The 21,990-nt window shown below is 42.3% G+C and carries 19 protein-coding genes and 2 pseudogenes; 9 read left to right on the top strand and 12 right to left on the bottom strand.

Annotation, left to right across the window (positions count from 1 at the left end):
- Nucleotides 1–2: 2 nt before the first annotated feature.
- Genes AB6E30_RS02440 through AB6E30_RS02410 form a run of 7 tightly spaced genes read right to left on the bottom strand, consistent with a single transcriptional unit; the run spans nt 3 to nt 5,899 of the window.
- On the bottom strand, nt 3–1,280 hold the full coding sequence (locus tag AB6E30_RS02440; protein ID WP_065584029.1) for a CpaF family protein: 1,278 nt from the start codon (nt 1,278–1,280) through the stop codon (nt 3–5).
- The gene (locus AB6E30_RS02435) at nt 1,277–2,512 is read right to left on the bottom strand and encodes a CpaE family protein (RefSeq protein ID WP_372102534.1); all 1,236 of its coding nucleotides are present in this window, start codon (nt 2,510–2,512) and stop codon (nt 1,277–1,279) included. Before AB6E30_RS02435 ends, AB6E30_RS02440 begins: the two co-directional genes overlap by 4 nt.
- 2 nt (nt 2,513–2,514) lie before the next feature.
- A complete protein-coding gene (locus AB6E30_RS02430; RefSeq protein ID WP_065584031.1) occupies nt 2,515–2,991 on the bottom strand; it encodes a hypothetical protein in 477 nt (158 codons plus the stop codon).
- Nucleotides 2,988–4,349: a type II and III secretion system protein family protein gene (locus AB6E30_RS02425; RefSeq protein WP_065584032.1), complete on the bottom strand. Its 1,362-nt coding sequence runs from the start codon at nt 4,347–4,349 to the stop codon at nt 2,988–2,990. The genes AB6E30_RS02430 and AB6E30_RS02425 overlap by 4 nt, the downstream gene beginning before the upstream one ends.
- Entirely contained in the window at nt 4,349–5,170 is an 822-nt protein-coding gene (gene cpaB / locus AB6E30_RS02420; RefSeq protein ID WP_065584033.1) for a Flp pilus assembly protein CpaB, read from the bottom strand. Before cpaB ends, AB6E30_RS02425 begins: the two co-directional genes overlap by 1 nt.
- A complete protein-coding gene (locus AB6E30_RS02415) occupies nt 5,170–5,643 on the bottom strand; it encodes a prepilin peptidase (protein WP_065584034.1) in 474 nt (157 codons plus the stop codon). Before AB6E30_RS02415 ends, cpaB begins: the two co-directional genes overlap by 1 nt.
- Before the next feature lie 34 nt (nt 5,644–5,677).
- On the bottom strand, nt 5,678–5,899 hold the full coding sequence (locus tag AB6E30_RS02410) for a Flp family type IVb pilin (RefSeq protein ID WP_065584035.1): 222 nt from the start codon (nt 5,897–5,899) through the stop codon (nt 5,678–5,680).
- 321 nt (nt 5,900–6,220) lie between these two features.
- Between AB6E30_RS02410 and AB6E30_RS02405 the strand changes: the two genes are divergently transcribed.
- The 5 genes and pseudogenes from AB6E30_RS02405 to AB6E30_RS02385 all read left to right on the top strand — a co-directional run bounded on the left by AB6E30_RS02405 (nt 6,221) and on the right by AB6E30_RS02385 (nt 11,171).
- Nucleotides 6,221–7,087, top strand: coding sequence for a LysR family transcriptional regulator (locus AB6E30_RS02405; protein ID WP_372102533.1), 867 nt, complete (start codon nt 6,221–6,223; stop codon nt 7,085–7,087).
- Nucleotides 7,088–7,188: 101 nt separating this feature from the next.
- Nucleotides 7,189–7,875: a transglycosylase SLT domain-containing protein gene (locus tag AB6E30_RS02400; RefSeq protein WP_372102531.1), complete on the top strand. Its 687-nt coding sequence runs from the start codon at nt 7,189–7,191 to the stop codon at nt 7,873–7,875.
- A gap of 136 nt (nt 7,876–8,011) precedes the next feature.
- Nucleotides 8,012–8,155 (top strand): annotated as a pseudogene (locus AB6E30_RS02395) (helix-turn-helix domain-containing protein); the annotation flags it as partial.
- Nucleotides 8,156–8,238: 83 nt separating this feature from the next.
- The gene (locus tag AB6E30_RS02390; RefSeq protein WP_017067893.1) at nt 8,239–9,927 is read left to right on the top strand and encodes an AMP-binding protein; all 1,689 of its coding nucleotides are present in this window, start codon (nt 8,239–8,241) and stop codon (nt 9,925–9,927) included.
- A gap of 338 nt (nt 9,928–10,265) precedes the next feature.
- Nucleotides 10,266–11,171, top strand: a pseudogene (locus AB6E30_RS02385) (LysR substrate-binding domain-containing protein).
- A gap of 130 nt (nt 11,172–11,301) precedes the next feature.
- On the opposite strand, the gene AB6E30_RS02380 reads toward AB6E30_RS02385, so the two are convergent.
- Nucleotides 11,302–11,508, bottom strand: coding sequence for a DUF1127 domain-containing protein (locus AB6E30_RS02380; RefSeq protein WP_372102529.1), 207 nt, complete (start codon nt 11,506–11,508; stop codon nt 11,302–11,304).
- A 103-nt stretch (nt 11,509–11,611) separates the two neighbouring features.
- Between AB6E30_RS02380 and AB6E30_RS02375 the strand changes: the two genes are divergently transcribed.
- Together AB6E30_RS02375 and AB6E30_RS02370 are read left to right on the top strand one after the other, a co-directional pair.
- A complete protein-coding gene (locus tag AB6E30_RS02375) occupies nt 11,612–12,562 on the top strand; it encodes a LysR substrate-binding domain-containing protein (RefSeq protein WP_372102527.1) in 951 nt (316 codons plus the stop codon).
- A gap of 45 nt (nt 12,563–12,607) precedes the next feature.
- Nucleotides 12,608–12,820, top strand: coding sequence for a VF530 family DNA-binding protein (locus AB6E30_RS02370; RefSeq protein WP_012604684.1), 213 nt, complete (start codon nt 12,608–12,610; stop codon nt 12,818–12,820).
- A 216-nt stretch (nt 12,821–13,036) separates the two neighbouring features.
- On the opposite strand, the gene fusA is transcribed toward AB6E30_RS02370, so the two are convergent.
- Nucleotides 13,037–15,124 carry an elongation factor G gene (gene fusA, locus AB6E30_RS02365; protein ID WP_017058825.1) on the bottom strand — a complete coding sequence of 696 codons (2,088 nt, stop codon included), beginning with the start codon at nt 15,122–15,124 and terminating at the stop codon, nt 13,037–13,039.
- 234 nt (nt 15,125–15,358) lie between these two features.
- A complete protein-coding gene (gene radA / locus AB6E30_RS02360) occupies nt 15,359–16,738 on the bottom strand; it encodes a DNA repair protein RadA (protein ID WP_017063288.1) in 1,380 nt (459 codons plus the stop codon).
- Nucleotides 16,739–16,899: 161 nt separating this feature from the next.
- Here radA and AB6E30_RS02355 point away from each other — a divergent pair, with 161 nt between their 5' ends.
- A complete protein-coding gene (locus AB6E30_RS02355) occupies nt 16,900–19,245 on the top strand; it encodes a PilZ domain-containing protein (protein ID WP_017058827.1) in 2,346 nt (781 codons plus the stop codon).
- Nucleotides 19,246–19,367: 122 nt separating this feature from the next.
- Here the strand turns inward: AB6E30_RS02355 and serB are convergent, their stop codons facing one another.
- Nucleotides 19,368–20,348, bottom strand: coding sequence for a phosphoserine phosphatase (gene serB, locus AB6E30_RS02350; protein ID WP_017058828.1), 981 nt, complete (start codon nt 20,346–20,348; stop codon nt 19,368–19,370).
- Nucleotides 20,349–20,457: 109 nt separating this feature from the next.
- Here serB and AB6E30_RS02345 point away from each other — a divergent pair, with 109 nt between their 5' ends.
- On the top strand, nt 20,458–21,069 hold the full coding sequence (locus tag AB6E30_RS02345) for a YtjB family periplasmic protein (protein ID WP_372102526.1): 612 nt from the start codon (nt 20,458–20,460) through the stop codon (nt 21,067–21,069).
- A gap of 127 nt (nt 21,070–21,196) precedes the next feature.
- Here the strand turns inward: AB6E30_RS02345 and deoD are convergent, their stop codons facing one another.
- Nucleotides 21,197–21,916, bottom strand: a complete 720-nt coding sequence (deoD, locus tag AB6E30_RS02340; protein ID WP_017063285.1) for a purine-nucleoside phosphorylase — start codon at nt 21,914–21,916, stop codon at nt 21,197–21,199.
- Nucleotides 21,917–21,990: the final 74 nt, after the last annotated feature.

Below are 21,990 nucleotides of genomic sequence, written 5' to 3'. Positions count from 1 at the left end.
ATTCATGAACCCTCACCTCTAAATGACTGCATCAACTCATCATATAACCCATAGAAATGCGCTTTTTTAACCAGTTGCGACCGCTGCATTATCCCCTCTGTTGTGAACTTACCTCGAACTACCTCGCCGTAATTGACCTCGTCATACTGAAAAGCAAAAATTTCTTCCATCACAACGCTGTCACCCTCTAGGCCGACAATTTCTGATATGCTAGTGACCTTTCTCGTTCCGTCTCTAAGTCGGTTCACCTGGACAACAACTTCGATCGCACTAACTATTGCTCGTCTAATCGCATCTAGCGGCTGGTTTAGGTTCGCCATCATGACCATAGACTCAACACGGCCAATAGCATCTCTAGGAGAATTGGAGTGTAAGGTTGACATAGAGCCTTCGTGACCGGTGTTCATTGCCTGTAACATCTCAAATGCCTCTGAGCCACGACACTCCCCAAGAATTATTCTATCGGGTCGCATCCGCAGAGCATTAATAACCAAATCTCGCTGCGTAACCAAACCTGTACTTTCTATACTCTCGACTCTCGTTTCCAAGCGAACTAGATTCGGCTGTTCTAAGCGAAGTTCAGCCGCATCTTCGATAGTGACAATACGCTCGTCATCGCTAATGTATTGTGAAAGAGCGTTAAGTAATGTTGTCTTACCAGAGCCCGTCCCTCCAGAAATAAGTATATTAAGTCGACACCGTGATGCGATAGAAAGAACTCTAGCCATATCAAATGACATAGAATCAAATTCCACCAACGATTCTAAATCAATATTTTGCTCTCTGAACTTCCGAATCGATATCGTCGTTCCATCAAGAGCAATTGGAGGGATGACGATATTAACCCGACTCCCGTCAGCTAGGCGAGCATCAACAGTTGGAGAAAGTTCATCGACACGTCGACCAACGCGCGAAGCGATCTGTTTAGCTATATTTAATAGTTGGGCCTCATCAACAAAAGTAATATCCGAACGCTCAATCTTGCCATGCTTTTCAAAGAAAACATTATTTGGTCCATTAACCATAATATCAGTGATAGCATTATCATCGACTAATGGTTGAATTGGTCCTAAGCCAAATAACTCATCCAACATACTTTTGACAATACTAGAACGCATCATCGTGGTTACGGGACGTTCATAACTTTGAGCAAGTACATCTACTGCACTTTTGACTTGAACTTCAAGCTCGCTTCGAGACATACCCTGAATAGCCTCTACATCTAAAGCCTCAAAGATCTGCATCCGAAATGACGAATAAATCTCTTTATTAGAACTCATCTACCCACCAATCGAGATAGCCAGCCATGTGGCTTGCCAGAGCTTTGTCCATTAATTAGGCTCGTCAGTTCTTCAATCGCATTATTGACGCTTCGTTCATGCTTATGAGCACGCTTACCTTCAATCAGCAAATGAGAAAGCTTCTTGCAATACACCATATTTAGATCAACTTTCGCACCAAGATATTTATCTAGGTCTGACTGCTCTATAACGAATGTACTTTCAGGACGATGATGATTAGCAAAAGTAACGACTCGGATTCGCTTACCGATTGAAATCTGTTTTTGCTCTAACGTTTCTAGGAGAGATTTTGCGTTGCGAATAGAAGAAACTGAAGGCTCAAAAACCACGACAATAACATCATAAGTTTCCACGAGTAGCTGAGGGTCAACTCTGAAATCTATGCTGCCCGAAAAGTCTTCGATAATGAAGTTGGTATTTCGGCTCATCAGTTCACATAATATCTGGTTGTAATTAAATATTTTATCTTGATTACTCTCTCCTTGAAGAGCAAGTAAGCGAAATGATTTACGAACTTTAGTCAAATATGACAACGCACCTTCGGTGTCTAACTCATGAATAGGAACAGCAAATTCATCAATTGCTTTTGAGCGAAAATCTTCTAACCCCATTAACACATCAATATTCGAATCACTGTACTGGTGATCGACCAAAATCGTATCAATATTTTGCGATGATAATTTAGAGCCTAGTTCAGCAGTGATAAAGGAAGTACCAATCCCTCCCTTACTACCAACAACAGCTACCCTCTTAGCTTTTCGTTTTTTACTAACTCCGGTATATGTCTCTAAATTTTTATGTACATTCATAACAAAATCAGAGAACTCGAGCTTATTTATCGGCCAGAGTAAGTAATAAAATCCCATCTCTTTTAGATCTCTAAGAGTCGAGATAGAGTCTTGCCCGCCAATAACAATAACGCCTTTTCGTGTTGGTAATTTACTTGCTATTTCCTGAGCATCAACCAAGATATCTTGGGATTCTGTTAGATCGAGTATGACGATATTATCCGTTTGTTCAGAATAGAACTTGGGAGACAAAGCTTCCCTCTTAATGCAATGCGGCTCATTCCATCCCTCAAATTGAAACATCTCTTTGACTAAATCTGAGCATTCTTTTGATTGATAAATCAGAGCACAACTAGCAGGGCCATTCGTTAGCTCAACAACTTGAGGTGTTGTGTCTTTTATATTTTTGACGAGATCAAACATAACTAGATTCCCTCTACCAATCTTTCCTTGTGAGCGACCTGACGAACTCTCGCTGCCTCAGAGAAACAATTACGGCTAAATTCCGAGCCTTCTATTTGGGGAATATCACACTTTTGGGTCACTAGAGCGTGATAAGTGATCGTAACTTTAAGATCTTTACTCTGTTTTCCGTTTTGTTGAATCACAAATGATTCAGCTGCCAAAGGGAGACTAGGAAAATAGGCGACAGCTTTGGTCACAACTTGTTTACCTTGATTGGTACGATACTCAAATAGATATGAAGCTCCAGGATCAACCTCCTGCACTTTCTGCAACAAACCTACAAGCTGCGCCTGCGTCTCTCTCAATGACATCACAGTAAATGTATAAGTGTGCGTTTCTGGGTAAACCAAATATTCCACGCCTTTTCCATTGAAGTAACGTTCAGTACAACCAGAGAGCAGCAATATAAATAAAACAGCAAATAAACAATGTCTCATCGGATAAACCCTCCTTCAGAAAGCAACTCAATTGCCGGCTCATTCCCTTTGATGGCCGGAGTCGGATCTCCAATATTTAACCAACGGTAAAAGGTCGATGTGCGCTGTATTTGTGGAATTTGAACATCTTTACTTTTTAATGGTTTAACCAGATTAACGGTTGCAACAATGATCAACTCGGTACGACGACGATCCGTGTTTGATTTTCTGAATGCAGCACCAAGTAATGGAATGTCTCCGAGCAACGGTGTTTTCTGTAGCTCTTCTAAGTCAGAACTACTCATTAAACCACCCAAGACAAAGCTATCACCATCTCCTAACTCAACAGTTGTCATTGCGCGTCGGGTAGCCAATTGCGGAACTTCAATGCCTGCTGCTTGAATATAACGTTCAACTTCACTCACTTCCGGCATAAGTTGCATGCGAATTCTTTCGTCACTATGTACCTTTGCTGTAAGCCCGAGGCGAACACCATATTCACGGAAAGTAATGTTAATAGCGTCACCAGTAGCGACAATAACGGGTATCTCACCACCAACTAGGAAACTTGCCGACTCTCCAGAAACAACCGTCAAATTTGGTTCAGCAAGGATTTGAGCTATATTTTCATTCCCCAAAGCAGTAATAACTGTCGTCAAGTCTGCGGCATCAAATTGTTGGAATAAAAATTCCCCAACGTTAGCCCCAACACTTGACCAATCAACACCAATAGTTTGCCCAAAGGTTTCAGTTACTTGAGCCACCGAAATTTTAACGTTAACTTGCTGTACAGAAGCTACTTTCAGTTGTTCAATGATTCCATCCCACGTCATGTTTCTTGCAAATATGAGCGATTCAGATTCTGGTACAGAGATAGTTTCACTCTCATACGTGAATTGCTGAGTATCTTCATATCGAGCTACTTTATCCCTAGACAGCAATGTAGCGATTAGACGGTATATATTGTCACGCTCTTCCTCACTATTTACGACACCACTGACAACGACCTGCTCACCAATAGACTCTATTTTTATATCAAGATTTGGATAGAAAGCGCGCAACTGTCTTCGTACGTGACTCAAGTCAATATCGACAACGATACGCTCGGAAAGCAAAATCTTCTTACCTTCTCCATAAATAATTATCTTTGATTGGCCTATTTCCTTAGCGAATACAACGATTGTGTTCTCATCCACGACGTTATAATCAGCAATATCAGGAGCACTAATGAAAACTGTGGATATCGGCTCACCAACTCGAATGTGATGACCGTCATTTTGAGTTATGTAGGTATCTGCGTTCGCTTTGAATGAAAGCGATATGCATAACACTATCAACCAGTATTTAGGTAATAACTCTAAGAGTTTTTGTATTTTCATTAGAGTTCATCTCCCTGATTGGATAAACGACTTGCCCCTCTTAGCTCTGCAACTCCACTGTAGTTTTCAATAACATTTCGTACATCAGCCTGAACCGGCTTTTCATATTCATAAGAACGATATACTTCAAGGTGCATCGTCTTCTCGGCGATAGAAAGTCTTGCTATATCAGTAGGATCTATCTCTAATATTATGATAATGGCGTCTTCTTGGCTTGCCTGAGTATCGGCTCTTATCAAAGAGTCACTTTCTTCGTTTTGCTCTACACCCAGCACTTTGGCATTTCTTAGTAAATGTTTTGCATGTACCCCTGTATACTCAATTGTTGCTTCTTCTACAGAGAGATTATCTTGAGGAGAGCTTATTGCTAGTATGTCTACAAAGACACCAGGTCTGATATAACCGGCGACCAAATTTTCACGGCTCACCTGGAGAGGAAACGGCTCTTTTCCATCAGAAATCAACAAATCTATATAGCCTGCATTTCCTTTTGCTACTTGAAATTCAGGCATCACTAAACGGCCCGCAGTTATATTTCGGTTCAGTAACGTAGAGGGGGAAAAATCGAGTTCAACGTCTGAGCGTACGCCTTTTTCTAGAGCCAAATCTAACAAGACTTGTTCTCTAACGACCTGCTCAGAAGACACAGGCTTGCCTCTATCTAGATCTGTCTTCGCACGCCAAATTTGGACGTAAACGTCTTCTTTTTTAGGTGAGGTAACGGCATTTTTAGTTTGATTGTCGTTCGGATTTAAAAGTAAACCGTATACCCCTAAACCTATTGCAATCAAAGCAATGATAATGGCTAATCTGGAACGCATTACACTTCTCCCACATAGATGTACTGCATTATCGAAAAGACAAACCCGAAAGATATTGCTATACCATACGGAATTCCGAAAAGTTTAATTAGTCCTAATTGAAACCGATTATCTATGAATTGGAGAATCAAATAAACCAGAGCTAACAAGCCTCCGATAACAGTTATTACTACATATGTATAAGGCCAAAAGCTTGAGGGGGTTGCTAAACTCAATGCAGCCATTAATTTAATGTCTCCGCCACCGATCACTTTTAAACCATATATAATCAAAAGCACAAAATATAAAAACGCTAATGAATAAATATACTCAATAGAGAAATGATTATGACCAATTAACATAGATAGAAACAAAGCACACCCAACTGCTTTATTACTAATCCGACGAAACTTTAAATCTGAAAATACAACATATGAAAGCAATAATAATAAAGAGCACAAAAGCATGTGCTCTGTGTATTTAATCTGTCCCATAAATAATTTTTCTTAAGGACTAATATTAGGTTAATTATTCTTTAAGAAGCTTCGCTTCCTGCCCTAATTCTGTACCCAAGTTTTTAAACCCAAGAGCCAGTTCATCAACGAAACCTTTATCGCTGAAAAAAGCTGTCACTAACAAAACAGCCATTGCAATAGCAATCAAACCATATTCAATAGCTGTCACACCTCTCTCGTCTTTTCTTAGATCAGCAATAAAATTTGTCGTATACACGTAAAGTTTAGTAATCATGATGCCATCCTTTTTTCATGCTTCTAGTGCAAAGCAATTAGATCTTAGTAATCAGATCACTTTCTCACATTCGGTTACTATCGGTTTCCCCGATATCCAAACCCAAAATACACGCGATTTAAAAGTGGTTATTTTTTCATATTACCTATCTAATTAATTTAAAGGGATTTAGCTTCTAAATTAATATTTATCCTTGAAAATTAAGTTTATTGCACCTAAAGTAAAAGTGTGATCTTCGTCACGCTTTAATTTCAAATAATGCCAATTCAAATTATTAGTATTAGCCTAATACTTACGGTGCAAAGTCTGCAGGAGGGATATATGAGGCTCACTTTAGACAATTTAATCTCATTTCATACTGTTGCCTCTGAAGGTTCGTTCAGTTGTGCTGCGAGGAAACTAGGTAAATCGCAATCAACGATAAGTGGAGCGATAAAAAATCTAGAACAAGATTTAGGATATTTTCTTTTTGATAGAGGTGGTCACACGGTATCATTAACCGATAAAGGAAAAAAAATATATGCGCTAACCACACCAATAATAAGCAAACACAAAGAGTTAAGTAACATTGCTAAAAATCTATCAAATTCAAATTTAACAAAAATAAAAGTAGGTATTGACCTACTAATGCTAAATTCAAATGTAAGAAATGCTCTTGTTGAATTTTCCGAGGAGTTTCCAGAAGTTGAGATAAACGTTGTAACAAAACCAAGCTATATTTTAGGTGATTATATCAATCGTAAAAAAATTGATATCGCGATAGGAAATCCCTATCACAAAACCATCTATAACTTTAATATAGAAGAATTATTTTTAGTTAATTGCATTTGGGTGGCGAGTAAAGAAGTCGTTCAAAACTCAAAATTCAATTCACAAAACAATCGATTGTTATTGCTTGATGGATATAAAGATATTATTGATTATTCCATCATTTCAAGCCATAACATTTGGGTATTGGATGATATTAGTACTATCCTTGAACTCTGTAGCGCAGGGAAAGGGATAGCCCTTCTTCCTCAGCATATCATTGAAACCAAAATAGTAATGAACAAATTAATAAAAATACCCAGTGATACTCAATTGTTTGGTAAGCAAATATATGCGTCTATGATCTGGCCATTGCACAGTGAATTTGGAAAATATCATCAGTGGATTCATAACAGACTAAGAAGTACCTATCACCTATGAAACATGAACAACAACTCTATTAAAATATGAAGTATCTCTGCCTTTCAGTTTCATTGATATTAATTAGTTTTAATAGTGAGATCTCAGCGAAAGTGACTCATATGAGAGACTCGATAAACTCTTATGAAGAACTGCAAGAAAATCAAAGATTGCAGCGAATTGTGGTTCCGAAAAGCAAGAGAATACACGAACTAAGAGCTTCCAAAACCGATCCACCCGTACTTCTATCCCATAAAATCACTGACAGCGTCAGCAATAAATATACAATATATCAAACTCACATTGAGCGTTCTGCAACAAAGTGGAAAATTCCAGCATCATTAATCGTTGCTATGATACACGCTGAAAGTTTCTTTGATCCAAATGCTGTTTCCCACGCCTCTGCTATTGGATTAATGCAAATTCTTGTTAATGGTGGGGCAGCTGAAGTTTCACGTGAACTCTATGGCAATAGACCTATCAGAGCACAAGATCTCTTTATCCCTGAATTCAATATTGATGTAGGGACCGCTTATTTGCATCTCTTGGAGACGAAGTATCTCAACAACATTCGCTCTTCTAGCGCGAGAAGACTACTAGCAATTGCTTCCTATAACTGTGGCTTGTCTAATCTAATGAAATACTCCTTCGGTGATAAAGACATCAGTTCATTCTCCAAAAATATCAATAAGTTATCAGTTGATGAGTTATATACCATGCTAACAACACAATTACGTATTGCAGAAACAAGAACTTACGTAGCAAAAGTGTACAAACTAAACAAGCAATACCAAGCCTTGCTCAACTGATGCATATATTCTTATATGGCGATGGCGATCATTAAATTTCTAACCTAAAATTTGAATTAATAACAGCTCTGGTAATTGAATACAGTGTCAGGGTTGTTTCGATAATGTCTTATAATAAACCGTGGACTTACACGTAGCGGATACCGAATCAAAAATAGCTGTAATTTCTTATCAATGTGGCTACAAGGATGTGTCGTATTTTTCAAGAATTTTTAAGAAAAGGACGGGCGTAACCCCTGCAAGCTACAGACGTGCCTGCACAGATAACAGAAAACGCTAATTTTACTCCCTAAAAGAAAAAATCATGGTACATTTAACATGATTTTAACAAAAATAACTTAGCGAAAAACATGGAGTTAGACAATGATTCAGCCTAACGAGTTTAGCCAAGAACAAGCAACAGCTCTCCCTACACCCAATGACATGATTTTAAAATGGGCAGAAGAACGCCCAGATGAAGTCTATTTGAAACAGATTATTAACCGCCAATTTGTCGAATTTACTTATAAAGAAGTAGCCGACAAAGCACTGAAATTGGCGTCAGCATTAGAAGGACTCGGAGCCCAACCAGGCGATCGAGTCGCTCTCGTATCAAAAAACTGTGCAGAGTGGTTCATCTGCGATCTTGCAATGATGTTAGGAGATTTTGTCAGCGTCCCAATCTTTCCAACAGCGGGGGCAGATACCATTCAGTACTGTATTGAGCATAGTGAAAGTAAAATTGTGATTGCGGGTAAGCTTGACGATCCTAAAGCCACTCAAAAAGTACTTGATGACAATCCGAGCTTGGTGAGTATTTCACTGCCATACGACAGCGCAGCGAAGTGCCAACACACTTTCGAGAAGCTCATTGAGACACATGAACCATCAACCAAACGCCCTCAGCATCACGACGATAAGCTGATGTCACTTGTTTATACATCGGGTACATCAGGGTTACCAAAAGGCGCAATGCTCACCTACGGCGCGTTTACTTGGTCTGTTCAAAGGTTGATTGACCATATTGGGATCCAACCTGGCGATCGCCTGTTTTCTTACCTACCGCTTGCTCATATTACAGAACGCGTTTACATCTTTGGTTCTTCAGTAATGGGGGGCGTGGTTACGGCTTTCCCTGAATCTTTAGACACCTTTATTGATGATGTGAAAATGCATCGCCCTACGCTGTTTATTTCAGTTCCTCGCTTATGGACTCTATTCCAGCAGCGAATCCAAGACAAATTGCCACAGAAGAAACTGAACTTCTTACTGAAGATTCCGTTTATCAACAACATCATTAAGAAGAAACTTGCTGATGGCTTAGGGTTAGACCAAGCTCGCGTTCTTGGATGTGGTTCTGCCCCTGTATCACCTGCTCTACTCGCATGGTATGAGAGCGTTGGCCTGCACATTACCGAGGCATGGGGCATGACAGAGTCTTTCGCCTACAGCACGCTCAATTACCCATTCAGAGCCGATAAAATTGGTACGGTTGGTAATGCAGGTCCAGGGATCGAACTCAAAATAGCTGAAGATGAAGAGATTCTAGTTCGAGGCAAAGGCTTATTCTCTGGTTACTACAAGAATGATATTGCAACCCAAGAATCTTTTAACTCGGATGGTTGGCTTCATACCGGTGATATCGGTGATATCGATAGTGAAGGTTACCTAACGATTCGTGGGCGTAAGAAAGATACCTTTAAAACCGCTAAAGGTAAGTTTGTTGCCCCTGTACCAATCGAAAACAAACTGTTTGAGTACAGCCGCGTAGAAATGATGTGTTTGATAGGTCTAGGCCTACCAGGACCAATCCTACTTGTGGTACCGCATGACTTCCCTAATTTCGATAGAGCTCGCTATGAGAAAACGACAAAGCGCGTTATCGAGAAAATGAACGAGCAGCTCGGTTCACATGAGAAGATCAAAGGTGTATTGATGATTAAGGAACCATGGAGCATTGAGAATGGTGTGTTGACCCCGACTCTCAAAATCAAGCGACATATCCTTGAGCAGAAATACCATGAAGTTGGTCATAACTGGCCGAAAGATAAATTGGTGGTTTGGGAAGAATAATCAAAATCGAGAGGGAGCCATTATGGCTCCTTTTTTGTAAGCTCACATTATAAGTACTTAGTATAATCCGCAGCATCACTACTCTCGTAATCTAAGCCGACATCCTTTCTCATTCGATGACTTAACGATTCCAAGCAAACAACTTGTCTAGATTTAGCCCCCTTCCTCACCTTAGTATTATCATTGATTTTAAGTACCTGAGTAACAAATATTCCGACCCAACAGGTTATTGCTTTCATGTTCTCTCTCTTGTATTCCCTTTGTATTTATCGCTATTATGAAAACAACCTGTTCGATAATCGAACAACCATTATTAACAAGAACTATAAGCTGAGATTATGGACAATAGACTGCGTCACCTTTCAGGTCTCCGTTACTTTGAAGTTGCGGCTCGCTTGAACAATTACAGCAAAGCTGCTGAAGAGCTGTTCGTCACTCAAGCAGCCGTCAGCCAGAAGATTCGACAGTTAGAAGAACAGGTTGGATGTAAGCTCTTTATTCGTAAGGGGCGTGCAATGACTTTGACGCATGAAGGGCACACACTTTTTAGACATGTCTCTGATGGATTTCAAGATATTCTGCTGGGGTTAAACAAGATCCAATCAGAACCTATTCAAGGGCTACTTGTTGTTAGAAGTCCCCCCTCTTTTGCTTCTCGTTGGTTACTGCCTAGGCTGTGGAAGTTCTCGGTAAAGCACCCAGAGATCCCAATTAAGATACTAACAGGGTGTGATACACCAAATTTAAAACATGGCGAAATTGATGTGGCTATTCGATAAGGTGAAGATCTATGCGTTGAAGAAGGCTTGATTCTTGAGATGCTAATCAAACGAACCGGTTTACCCTTTTTGTTCCCCTAAACTCGCAAACTCTTTGAACTTCACATCACCTGAACAACTCCTCAAATGTTGGCTGATTCAGTTTGATAGCGGTTGTTTCCCGTGGGATGAATGGTTTAGGCAAGCAAACATATCGACTCAAAGCAGCACCATTCAGTGGATGGAAGTCGGTACCTTTGATATGGGGCTAACCACGGTCATGGCGGGACATGGGGTTTGCTTGGCAACAGACAGCTTAGCTGGTGACTTCATCGAACGCGGCTTACTAGTGAAGCCCTTTGATATAGGCATGACACCTGGGGTTCAAGTCAACCTATGCTTTGATCCTAACTCCCCGGAGAAGAGCGTATTACCGCGTTCACCAATTGGTTGCACGAAGAAGTAAACGAGCTATTGGAAAGTTAAATCTCATCTCCCACTTCTTTATATAAACCATAAACCTAACTCAACATAGAACGGTAACGTAAACCTCCCGACACCGACAAAACTATGTTGAGTTAAAGCAACGTCGAGTTAAAAGCTACGTTGCCTCGAATCACTCCCAAAATGACTTCTTCAGTTCTTTCTCGACTTGTTCCGAAGTAATCCCGACATCTCTCAGTAAATAATCGGGTAGCTCAGACAGCTGCTTTCTGGTTCTACGATTTTGAAAGTACAGGCTTAATTTAGAATAGAATTTCTTAATTGATAATGATGACAAAAATGAATGGTTGGTATTTACTATTGCTGTGATCGTCTTCATAACCTTTCCCCTGTTGATCTTTTGCTTTGTTATGGTCAATAATCGACCAGTAGAGCAACATCGACAAACGATAGATACTGGCATTCAGTTAAGGAAAACTAATGTGAGAGAACGCACTCCACCATTCCAAGGGATCTACTATTTTTACACGGCGGCAGAAACAGGCAGTTTTAAACTCGCCGCACAAAAGCTATTTGTCACGGCTGCAGCAGTCAGCCAACAAATTCGCCAACTTGAAGAGTGGTTAGGCGCAGATCTGTTTATTCGCCAGCACCGAAAAATAGTATTAACCCATGAAGGTGAAGTGCTTTACCTGCAAGCGAAGAAAGGCTTTGCTCATATTCAAGATGGGGTGAGACGAATCAACCAAGATCCTAACCCCACTCAACTGTCGATCTCTACCGTGCCTTCCTTTGCTCAGCATTGGCTCGTACCAAGAATTGGCGACTTTCGCGATCGCCACCCTGATCTATCCATGCTAATTGAGCCGACCAATAAGCTAGTCACATTTGAAGATTCTAATGTCGATATCTGCGTTCGATACGGTCATGGAGACTACCCAAACATCGAATCACGTTGGTTGATGGACGAGGTCATTTACCCGGTTTGCCACCCTATTTATCAAGAGAAACATGGTATCTATGACATCGACGATCTGCATAAAGCGGAACTTATTGAAGACCGTTGGCCTGATATGGATTGGAATCTCTGGTTACAAGTCGCAGGGGTAAAAGCTGGCCGAACATCACTGCAATTTGATGGCTCTCATTTTGTGTTAGAAGGTGCGCTATCCGTTCAAGGTGTCGCGCTTGTTAAGCACAGCTTGGTATACCGCTATTTACAAGAAAAGAAATTGGTGCGAATCGGAAACATCGCGCTGAAGCCTAAGTACAATTATTTTTTGTGTGCGCCTCCAGGTTACTTTCATCGAGAAAAGATAAAACGTTTCGAAGAATGGATGCAGAATCAGGTTAAATTATTTGGTAATACAGGTAGAGAAGAGCTTTCGATTATCCACACCGACTACGAACTCAAATGGTCGGATAATTCATAAGGCGAAACTGGTATACTTAGCTCAAATAAATGGCGAGAACATCTCATGACACAAGACAATAATCCACTTCACGGTATCACGCTACAGAAGCTACTGACTGAATTGGTTGAACATTACGGTTGGGAAGAGTTGAGTTACATGGTGAACATCAACTGCTTTAAAAAAGACCCAAGCATTAAATCGAGCTTAAAATTTTTGCGTAAAACAGATTGGGCTCGTACCAAGGTAGAGCAGATTTACATCGACTTAAAGCGTTAATCTCTCCCTACTTTATCTGTCCCGTGTTGATTAAATACGGGACAACCCCTGTGTCTACTTTTTAGGGGCCATATCAATATCACATCTCGCATCTCGCATCTCGCATCTCTCGCATCTCTCGCATCTCTCGCATCTCTCGCAGTATGTTACAAGCAATAAAAAGCCCCGCAAGCTTTCACTTGCGGGGCTTTTTTAGCTAATTGAGAAAAGGGCTAATTACTTACCAGCTTCTTTTTCTGCTTTAACTTTTGCAATCACTTCGTCAGCAACGTTAGTTGGACATGGTGCGTATTGTGCGAATTCCATAGAGAATTGGCCACGACCAGAAGTGATAGTACGTAGGTGACCGATGTAGCCGAACATCTCAGAAAGAGGTACGTCAGCTTTAATACGAACACCAGTAACGCCAGCTTGTTGATCTTTGATCATGCCACGACGACGGTTAAGGTCACCGATAACATCACCAACGTGATCGTCTGGAGTGAACACGTCAACGTTCATGATTGGCTCAAGAAGTTGCGCGCCAGCTTTAGGCATAGATTGACGGAATGCGCCTTTCGCTGCGATTTCAAATGCGATAGCAGATGAATCGACTGCGTGGAAACCACCATCGAAAAGTTCAACTTCAACGTCTAGAGTTGGGAAGCCAGCTAGTACGCCGTTTTCCATCATAGATGCGAAGCCTTTCTCAACTGCAGGCCAGAATTCTTTAGGAACGTTACCGCCCACAACTACAGAGTTGAACTTGAAGCCAGAACCTGCTTCGCCTGGTTTGATACGGTAATCGATCTTACCGAATTGACCAGAACCACCAGATTGCTTCTTGTGCGTGTAGCTATCTTCAATTGCTTGAGTGATAGTTTCACGGTAAGCAACTTGAGGAGCACCTACAGTTAGGTCAACGCCGTATGTACGCTTAAGGATATCTACCTTGATGTCTAGGTGAAGTTCACCCATACCTTTCAGGATAGTTTCGCCAGTCTCTTCGTCAGTCTCAACTTGGAAAGATGGATCTTCTGCAACCATTTTACCGATAGCGATACCCATTTTCTCAGAACCGCCTTTATCTTTTGGAGATACAGCGATTGAGATTACTGGAGTTGGGAATACCATTGGCTCAAGCGTTACTTGGTGCTTAGGATCACATAGAGTGTGACCAGTTTGCACGTTCTTCATACCAACGATCGCAATGATGTCACCAGCTTGTGCGCTAGTTAGTTCGTTACGGTCATCAGCTTGCATCTCAACCATACGGCCAACACGTTCAGTCTTGCCAGTGAATGAGTTAAGAATCGTGTCACCTTTGTTCAGTTTACCAGAGTAAATACGAACGAAAGTTAGAGCACCGAAGCGGTCATCCATGATTTTGAATGCAAGCGCTTTGAAAGTCTCATCTGTAGAAACGATAGCGTGTTCGCCAGTTTCTTCACCGTTCTCATCCATTAGAGGCTGAGGGTCAACTTCAGTTGGTGCTGGTAGGTAATCTACTACAGCATCAAGGATAAGTTGCATACCTTTGTTCTTGAACGCAGAACCACAGAACGTTGGGAAGAATGCGATATCACGAGTACCTTTACGGATACAACGCTTAACGTCTTCAATAGAAGGCTCTTCACCTTCCATGTAAGCTTCCATTAGGTCATCGTCTTGCTCTACAGCAGTTTCGATTAGCTCTTCACGGTATTGCTCAACGTCATCAACCATGTCCGCTGGAACATCTTTGATTTCGTAGTTTTCAGGAAGACCAGTGTCATCCCAAACGTATGCTTTACGGCTTAGTAGGTCTACAACACCAACGAACTCGTCTTCACGGCCGATTGGTAGAACCATTACTAGAGGAGTTGCACCTAGAACGTTTTTAACTTGGTCAACAACGTTGTAGAAGTCTGCACCCATACGGTCTAGTTTGTTAACGAAGATCAGACGAGATACTTCTGATTCGTTAGCGTAGCGCCAGTTAGTTTCTGATTGAGGTTCAACACCACCAGAACCACAGAATACACCGATACCGCCATCAAGAACTTTAAGAGAACGGTATACTTCAACTGTGAAGTCAACGTGTCCAGGAGTATCGATAACGTTTAGACGGTGATCGTTCCAAAAACAGCTTACAGCTGCTGATTGGATAGTAATACCGCGCTCAGCTTCCTGTTCCATGAAGTCAGTCGTTGATTCGCCATCATGTACTTCACCAGTCTTGTGGATTTGACCAGTTAGCTTAAGGATACGCTCAGTGGTAGTTGTTTTACCCGCATCAACGTGCGCGAAAATACCAATGTTTCTGTATTTCGATAAATCTGCCATTGTCTTACTCTGTTAATAGGATATAAAATGCGCGCAGAGTATATCACAATCTGTGAAGACTGATAGCTTTGCATGCATTTGGGACTAAAAAACTTTGCCTTTTTCTAACATATAGAAAAAGGCACTCAGTAGTAACAATCTAAATGATTGTTAATTATAGTGCTAACCTAAAGCCTAATCGGCGTTAAGGTTAGGCTGAATTGCTGCTGTATAGAGTAGCTGAAGTGAGTTCAATTACAACTCATCAAAAGCATTAATTGCTTCCGATAATTTTTTCACACCGTGGATCTGCATTCCTGGAATGCCACCTTTAGGCATGTTAGCCGCCGGTACAATCGCTTTCTTAAAGCCGTGTTTAAATGCTTCATTTAAACGCTCTTGTCCGCTCGGTACAGGTCGAATCTCACCCGCTAGGCCTACTTCTCCAAATACCACCACATCTTTTGGTAATGCGCGGTCTCTGAAACTAGAAAGTAGAGCCATCACCAACGCAAGATCAGCACTGGTTTCGGTTACTTTAACACCACCGACGACATTCACAAACACATCTTGGTCAGCCATTTGTAAGCCGCCGTGTTTATGCAGCACCGCTAATAACAAAGAAAGCCTGTTTTGCTCTAGGCCGACAGCGACGCGACGTGGGTTAGCCAGCTGTGAATAATCCACCAGCGCTTGGATTTCGACAAGAAGTGGACGCGTCCCTTCCCACACCACCATGACAGAACTGCCCGAGGTTTCTTCTTCACCACGAGACAAGAAGATAGCGGATGGGTTGCTGACTTCTTTTAGCCCTTGGCCTGTCATCGCAAACACACCCAGTTCATTCACTGCACCAAAACGGTTTTTGTGGCTGCGTAGCGTTCTAAAACGGCTATCGGTTCCGCCATCTAATAAAACAGAACAGTCAATAATGTGCTCAAGTACTTTTGGCCCTGCTAAGGTGCCGTCTTTAGTTACGTGTCCAACTAAGAACACAGCAACGTTATTCTGTTTTGCGTAGCGCGTTAATGCGGTTGCCGATTCACGAACCTGTGCAACACTGCCCGGAGAAGATTGAACATCCGCAACGTGCATAACTTGGATCGAGTCGATAACCATGATCTTAGGTTGTTCTTTTTCTGCAACCTGACAAATCTTATCCACGTTCGTTTCTGAGAGCATCTTTAGGTGCTCTTTTGGCAATCCAAGTCGAGACGCACGCATCGCGACTTGTTGCAGAGATTCTTCCCCGGTTACATAGAGAGTCGGTAATTGAGAAGAAAGCTGACACATGGTTTGTAATAGCAGCGTTGATTTACCGGCACCCGGGTTACCACCAATCAGGATCGCAGCACCCGGTACGACACCACCACCAAGTACGCGGTCTAGCTCTTTAAAGCCACTGCTAAAACGTGGGACTTCTTGCAGATCGATTTCTGACAGCGTTTGAACCGAAGATTCAGTTGCACCGCCCGCATAACCACTCAATCGTTCATTACGTGCGACCTGAGGTGAAGCGGCTAACCTAACTTCTGTAATCGTGTTCCAAGCACCACATGCATTGCACTGCCCCTGCCAACGTGGAAAATCGGCACCACAGTCATTACACACATAAGCTCGCTTTGCCTTCGCCATAAAACCTCAATAATTTACTCAATTACACAATGATGTTGTCAATTTGTGACTTATTTGACCGTACGGATGAAAATAAAAGTTGCAGTCATACCACTTATACTTAAAGATCGATTTAAACTAGTCGATAACATAAACGCACCGTCCATTCTAACAAGAAAAGTATGCAGCAATCTGAAATTCTATCTGTAGCAGAACGTTTAATCCCGGCTTACCACGCCGAAGATTTCGAATTCCTTCTTTCTCAAATGACAGAAGGGGAATCGCCGTCTCTGAAGCTGCTTGTTAAAATGGAACTGAATCGTATCATGGCTCCGTGTACAAAGAGCATTGATTTACGCGGGCGTATTGATAATGAGTGTCGTCAGTTCACTCTCGATGGCCGTAAGCACTGGCTCGATGATATCGCTTTAAACGCATATCAACGTGGTACGAAAAAGTTTAAAGGTTACACAGAAGGCGCATGGGAGTTAGTAATGACTCCGCGAACTCAGCCTCTGAGCGTTGTTAAAACATCTTCTCAAGGTAACCACGACATTACTAGCGCCAATAGCCCGTACGAAGCGGAAGCTATTAACCTAGGTTACGACTTAAAACGCCAAGAGAACAGACTCAAGATTAGCTCGCAGGTCGAGATCACCACATCGAAAGGGCAAAGCCTACATGGTGTAACGGTTGATATCTCCCCGTCGGGTGCAAAGTTCAAAGTACCGAGCGCCTTTCGATACAACCTCGGCGAGATCATCAGCGTTAAGTTCTCAGAGCTTATCGAAAAGTCCCAAGAAAACGATGTTAACCAAGCGGTTGAATTTCGTGTTTTGGGTATCGACGAATCTTATGAGAACAACGCGGTCAAATTTCTAAGAACCATCAAGGTAAGCGACAACAATATTGTGGCTCGCTTACTCGATGAGTCTTTAAATAGCACCAGTAAGAAAACCAGCCATGAGAATCAAGATAGGATTATTCGAACTCGTACTCGAGGAATCGAACATACCTATCTAAAGCATACTTGTAACCTACCCCTGTTTTTCAGCGGCAGCGAACTAAAGCTTGCCCTACTGACGGATAACAACCATCCATTATGGCAATATTGGCACGACGAACGAAATCAACAAGCGCTGGGTACCCTGTTCAACGAGCAACGTATGAACCTGTTGGCGAAACCAGGAGTGAAGGGAACCAGTAACGTTATCTACTCTTTTACCCATGAACACCAAAACAAGACCTTGTTCTATTCAATGATGCTGCCTGAAGCCTCTCGTGAACAAAGACAGCTGTTCTGGCACATCGGTGGCAAACGTAAAAGTTGGAAGGCGTTCAAGTTCTCGGTTTTCGAACTTTCAGACACTGAGCGACAAGCATTAGCTAAACACTCGGATACGCTGGCTCAAAGCTCAGCTCAACTGACGCATTGCGGAATCTTGCAAGAGATTGGCGATCACGAAAGTGCGGCGGACTATCTTCTGAGTGAAAAGCCACGCATTCCAAGCAGTGAATTGAACCGCTTCCGTCACCCGCGTACTGTCGTCGGCAATATTCAAAGCATCTACTTTGACTCTCAGACTCGTCGTAAAGAGCCGAGATACCAATTTAAGTCACCGTTGCAACTTACATCACAAGATGGCACAGCGGCGAACGGACACACCTTAGATATTTCGAAGCGTGGACTGAGCATTAGCCTTGAACACCCAATGGTACTCAAGATTAATGATCCGGTATTAGTGAACTTCAATGAACTGCAGCTCTATGACAAGAACCTGCCACTGAGCACAGTGCCTTACCACGTAATTCGAGTGAGTCCGAATGGTCGCAACGTGCAGTTGGTTATTGCCGAGAACGCCAAGACAATGCGTACCATCGCTTTCCTTAATGGGCTTATCGATCAAAACCAAAGTAAGCTGATTAAGAAGCAAGAGATACTGCCAACACATTCGCTACTCGAATCACTGCACAACATTTTGTTGAGCAAGATGGTCAGTAACCCAATATTCATTGATAAGCCAAGTTCAACGCTGCGCTGTAAGATCATTGGTGTGAATTTCCCACTGAATAAGCATCTAACGTTACTTGCTAAACTTGGTCACAACCAAAAGTTCTCACTCGAGCCAATCTTCAAGGGTCACACCAACTCACTGTTGGCTGAGCCACTAAAAAGAATTGAAGGTGCGGAGCCTAAGCATCATGACGTGTACATTGCTGCAGTGAAGTTTGGCGACAAAATCCAGTCGGTACACACCAAGTTGGTCAAAGACTTCGCCTCAGCAAAGGAACGCATCTTATTCATCAAGAAAGCGCAGCACTTAGGTGATGTGTATGTATTGCGAGTCACCACGGCACCTATCTTTAATCCGCTAACGAGTTTATTCCAGTCGGATTTAGAAGAGCTTTCACGCATCAGTATGCATCAAGCTAAGAAGCTAGAGAATGAGGTGACGGCGTTTATCGGTTATGGCGAGATAGAGGACATTACCGATGAAGTGCTGATTCGATTGGAGCTAACACGCTAGCCTCGAGTGGCGTATTAACTTAAGCATGAAAATTGAAAAAGCAGGCTGATAGCCTGCTTTTTTTGTGTCTGAGCCACTATTGCTAAATAAGATACATAGCCAATAGCACTTAGGTAGAGCCCCTAAGGTTTCGCTTGCCAGCTGATCTTCTGTTGCTTAGCCAATACACCCGACAAGATACACAGCACACCGCCTAAACCTGCGTAACGAACAGCAGTTTGAGCTTGCTGCTCTACTTTTGGTTTTGCGTGGTAGGCAATGCCTAAACCTGCAGAGCCCATCATCACCAAGTCATTGGCACCATCACCAACGGCAACGGTATTATGTAGTTCCAATTCGTACTCTTCAGCCAACTCTACCAAGATATCCGCTTTGGTCTGCGCCGAAACAACATCGCCTAAGACTTCACCCGTCAACTTACCGTTGACGATCTCAAGCGTGTTTGATTGAGCATGGTCTAGATCAAGGGTATCTTTCAGGTAGTCAGAGAAGTAAGTAAAACCGCCTGATGCAATCGCCGTTTTCCAGCCAAGCTTATTTAGAGTATTCACCAGCCCGACCAAGTCTGGCATGAATGGCAATGACTGACGCACTTGCTCTAATATCGATTCATCCGCACCTTTCAGTGCTCCTACTCGCTGGCGTAGGCTCTGTTCAAAGTCGAGCTCGCCTTGCATTGCTCGTTCTGTGATTTCAGAGACTAACTCTCCCACTCCAGCTAGCTTGGCAATCTCATCGATGCATTCAATTTGAATCGCTGTGGAATCCATATCCATCACGATCAAACCTGGCTTAGATAAGTCTGGGACCTCGCTAAGGCAAGCATAATCAAGCTTTAGCGCTTGGAGGATTTCTTCGTGTGCTGGCGTTAGATTGCCTGACATCAAAGCCACTTCATAATGCCCAACCTTCCACGTATCGAGGATGGTGTTGTAAGTGCCAGTGAAAAAGTCGATGTCATCGAAAGATTGTGGAGATAGGTACTCACCAAACACAATCCAATTGGCCTTGGATTTAGCGAGTTGAGAAGCGAAACGAGTCTCGGGGAGTCGAGTTAATAATGTCGTATGCCTTTTTATCGGCAGATATTTCTGAGCGTCCATGTGTATGATTCCTAATTAACTATGCTAAACGTTAACCTATTGCAATTTGAAAACGCAAGTCTCAATATGTCTTAATCATAACATTTGTTTATTTCAGGCTTCGTGAAACATGAATGAATCATTGTTCTCAATACGTAACGCTTTACGAATGCTAGCCCTCATTTTGTTGGCTACCATGCTCGTTGTAACGATTAAAAATACGGTCGTGATCAGTAAAGGTAACGAGAAGATCCAAGCAAAACAGTTGGAAACTCTTACCAAGCTGCTTATCTCTCAGGCATCACTTTCAGCCAGCAAGATGATCACGCAACAAGACCAAGAGCGATTGCTTGATCTGACTAACCAGCTATCTCAAGACCGACTGGTGTTCGATACCACCATCTATGATGCAGAGGGTATTCGACTGGCTTCGAGCGAAAAAGCCCTCTCGGTACGTGAGGTTCTTGGCTTAGATACACCACTTTCAACAGCAAGTATCGGCAGACAACAGTTAGTTGAACCTATTTATTCTCCAGAGAAAACGATCATCGGCTTTATTCGAGTGACTTTTGAAACCGGTAAGATGACGGCGATTTCTGATCACCACTACCGCAAAAGTGATCGCTACATGATCGGTATGGTGTTGATGGGGTTTGTGAGTGGCGTGTTGTTCATCATGCTGATTCGCAGAAGACCAACTAAGTCTGGTGAGAACTTACTATTGAAAAATGTAAGCTCATAAACACACTAGGCTGACAATAAATACTAGACTCAGAATAAATACAGCAATCCAATAAAAAGCCCCGACGCTCAGGCAGCAACGGGGCTTTTTGTTATCTGTTAACTTATCAAGCTAAGACAAATCAAGATTATTCTTGGTCACCAAGCAACACTGAGTCTAGTGCGATAACCATCATATCGTTGAAAGTCGTTTGACGTTCATCTGATGTCGTTTGCTCACCAGTCTTGATGTGGTCAGAAACAGTACAGATCGTTAGAGCTTTTGCGCCGTATTCAGCACATACACCATAGATGCCAGCCGCTTCCATCTCTACGCCAACAATGCCGTATTTGTCCATTACTTCGAACATCTCTGGATCTGGCGTGTAGAACAGCTCAGCCGAGAACAGGTTACCGACTTTTACGCCGACACCGAGAGCTTTGGCTGCATCTTCTGCCGCGCGCACCATTTTGTAATCCGCAATAGCCGCAAAGTCATGATCTTTAAAGCGAATACGGTTCACTTTAGAGTCAGTACATGCGCCCATGCCGATCACCACATCACGCACTTTGATATCTTCGCTCACTGCACCACAACTACCTACACGAATGATCTTCTTCACACCAAAGTCTTTGATCAGCTCAGTCGCGTAAATAGAACAAGATGGAATGCCCATACCGTGTCCCATTACCGAAACCTTACGACCTTTGTAAGTACCGGTGTAACCAAACATGTTGCGAACGTCGCACACTTGAACTACTTCTTCTAAGAAGGTTTCAGCGATGTATTTAGCACGTAGCGGGTCACCTGGCATTAAAACTACGTCAGCGAAATCACCCATTTCAGCATTAATATGTGGAGTAGCCATTGAAAATATCCTTAATCTCAAAAATCGAGTAGGAGGAGGCCTCGCAGCCTCCGTCCTCTCACACCACCGTACAA

Source organism: Vibrio sp. 10N.247.311.12 (assembly GCF_041467515.1).
Classification (GTDB): Bacteria; Pseudomonadota; Gammaproteobacteria; order Enterobacterales; family Vibrionaceae; genus Vibrio; species Vibrio crassostreae_C.
This window is presented reverse-complemented; position numbering and strand designations above follow the sequence as displayed.

What these genes read in the sequence shown, in the direction of transcription:
- AB6E30_RS02440 (WP_065584029.1), bottom strand. Translation starts at nt 1,280, where the DNA reads ATGAGTTCTAATAAAGAGATTTATTCGTCATTTCGGATGCAGATCTTT.
- AB6E30_RS02400 (WP_372102531.1), top strand. Translation starts at nt 7,189, where the DNA reads ATGAGAGACTCGATAAACTCTTATGAAGAACTGCAAGAAAATCAAAGA.
- AB6E30_RS02410 (WP_065584035.1), bottom strand. Translation starts at nt 5,899, where the DNA reads ATGATTACTAAACTTTACGTGTATACGACAAATTTTATTGCTGATCTA.
- AB6E30_RS02355 (WP_017058827.1), top strand. Translation starts at nt 16,900, where the DNA reads ATGCAGCAATCTGAAATTCTATCTGTAGCAGAACGTTTAATCCCGGCT.
- AB6E30_RS02390 (WP_017067893.1), top strand. Translation starts at nt 8,239, where the DNA reads ATGATTCAGCCTAACGAGTTTAGCCAAGAACAAGCAACAGCTCTCCCT.
- cpaB (WP_065584033.1), bottom strand. Translation starts at nt 5,170, where the DNA reads ATGCGTTCCAGATTAGCCATTATCATTGCTTTGATTGCAATAGGTTTA.
- radA (WP_017063288.1), bottom strand. Translation starts at nt 16,738, where the DNA reads ATGGCGAAGGCAAAGCGAGCTTATGTGTGTAATGACTGTGGTGCCGAT.
- AB6E30_RS02415 (WP_065584034.1), bottom strand. Translation starts at nt 5,643, where the DNA reads ATGGGACAGATTAAATACACAGAGCACATGCTTTTGTGCTCTTTATTA.
- serB (WP_017058828.1), bottom strand. Translation starts at nt 20,348, where the DNA reads ATGGACGCTCAGAAATATCTGCCGATAAAAAGGCATACGACATTATTA.
- AB6E30_RS02370 (WP_012604684.1), top strand. Translation starts at nt 12,608, where the DNA reads ATGACACAAGACAATAATCCACTTCACGGTATCACGCTACAGAAGCTA.
- AB6E30_RS02435 (WP_372102534.1), bottom strand. Translation starts at nt 2,512, where the DNA reads ATGTTTGATCTCGTCAAAAATATAAAAGACACAACACCTCAAGTTGTT.
- AB6E30_RS02405 (WP_372102533.1), top strand. Translation starts at nt 6,221, where the DNA reads ATGAGGCTCACTTTAGACAATTTAATCTCATTTCATACTGTTGCCTCT.
- AB6E30_RS02345 (WP_372102526.1), top strand. Translation starts at nt 20,458, where the DNA reads ATGAATGAATCATTGTTCTCAATACGTAACGCTTTACGAATGCTAGCC.
- AB6E30_RS02425 (WP_065584032.1), bottom strand. Translation starts at nt 4,349, where the DNA reads ATGAAAATACAAAAACTCTTAGAGTTATTACCTAAATACTGGTTGATA.
- deoD (WP_017063285.1), bottom strand. Translation starts at nt 21,916, where the DNA reads ATGGCTACTCCACATATTAATGCTGAAATGGGTGATTTCGCTGACGTA.
- AB6E30_RS02430 (WP_065584031.1), bottom strand. Translation starts at nt 2,991, where the DNA reads ATGAGACATTGTTTATTTGCTGTTTTATTTATATTGCTGCTCTCTGGT.
- fusA (WP_017058825.1), bottom strand. Translation starts at nt 15,124, where the DNA reads ATGGCAGATTTATCGAAATACAGAAACATTGGTATTTTCGCGCACGTT.
- AB6E30_RS02380 (WP_372102529.1), bottom strand. Translation starts at nt 11,508, where the DNA reads ATGAAGACGATCACAGCAATAGTAAATACCAACCATTCATTTTTGTCA.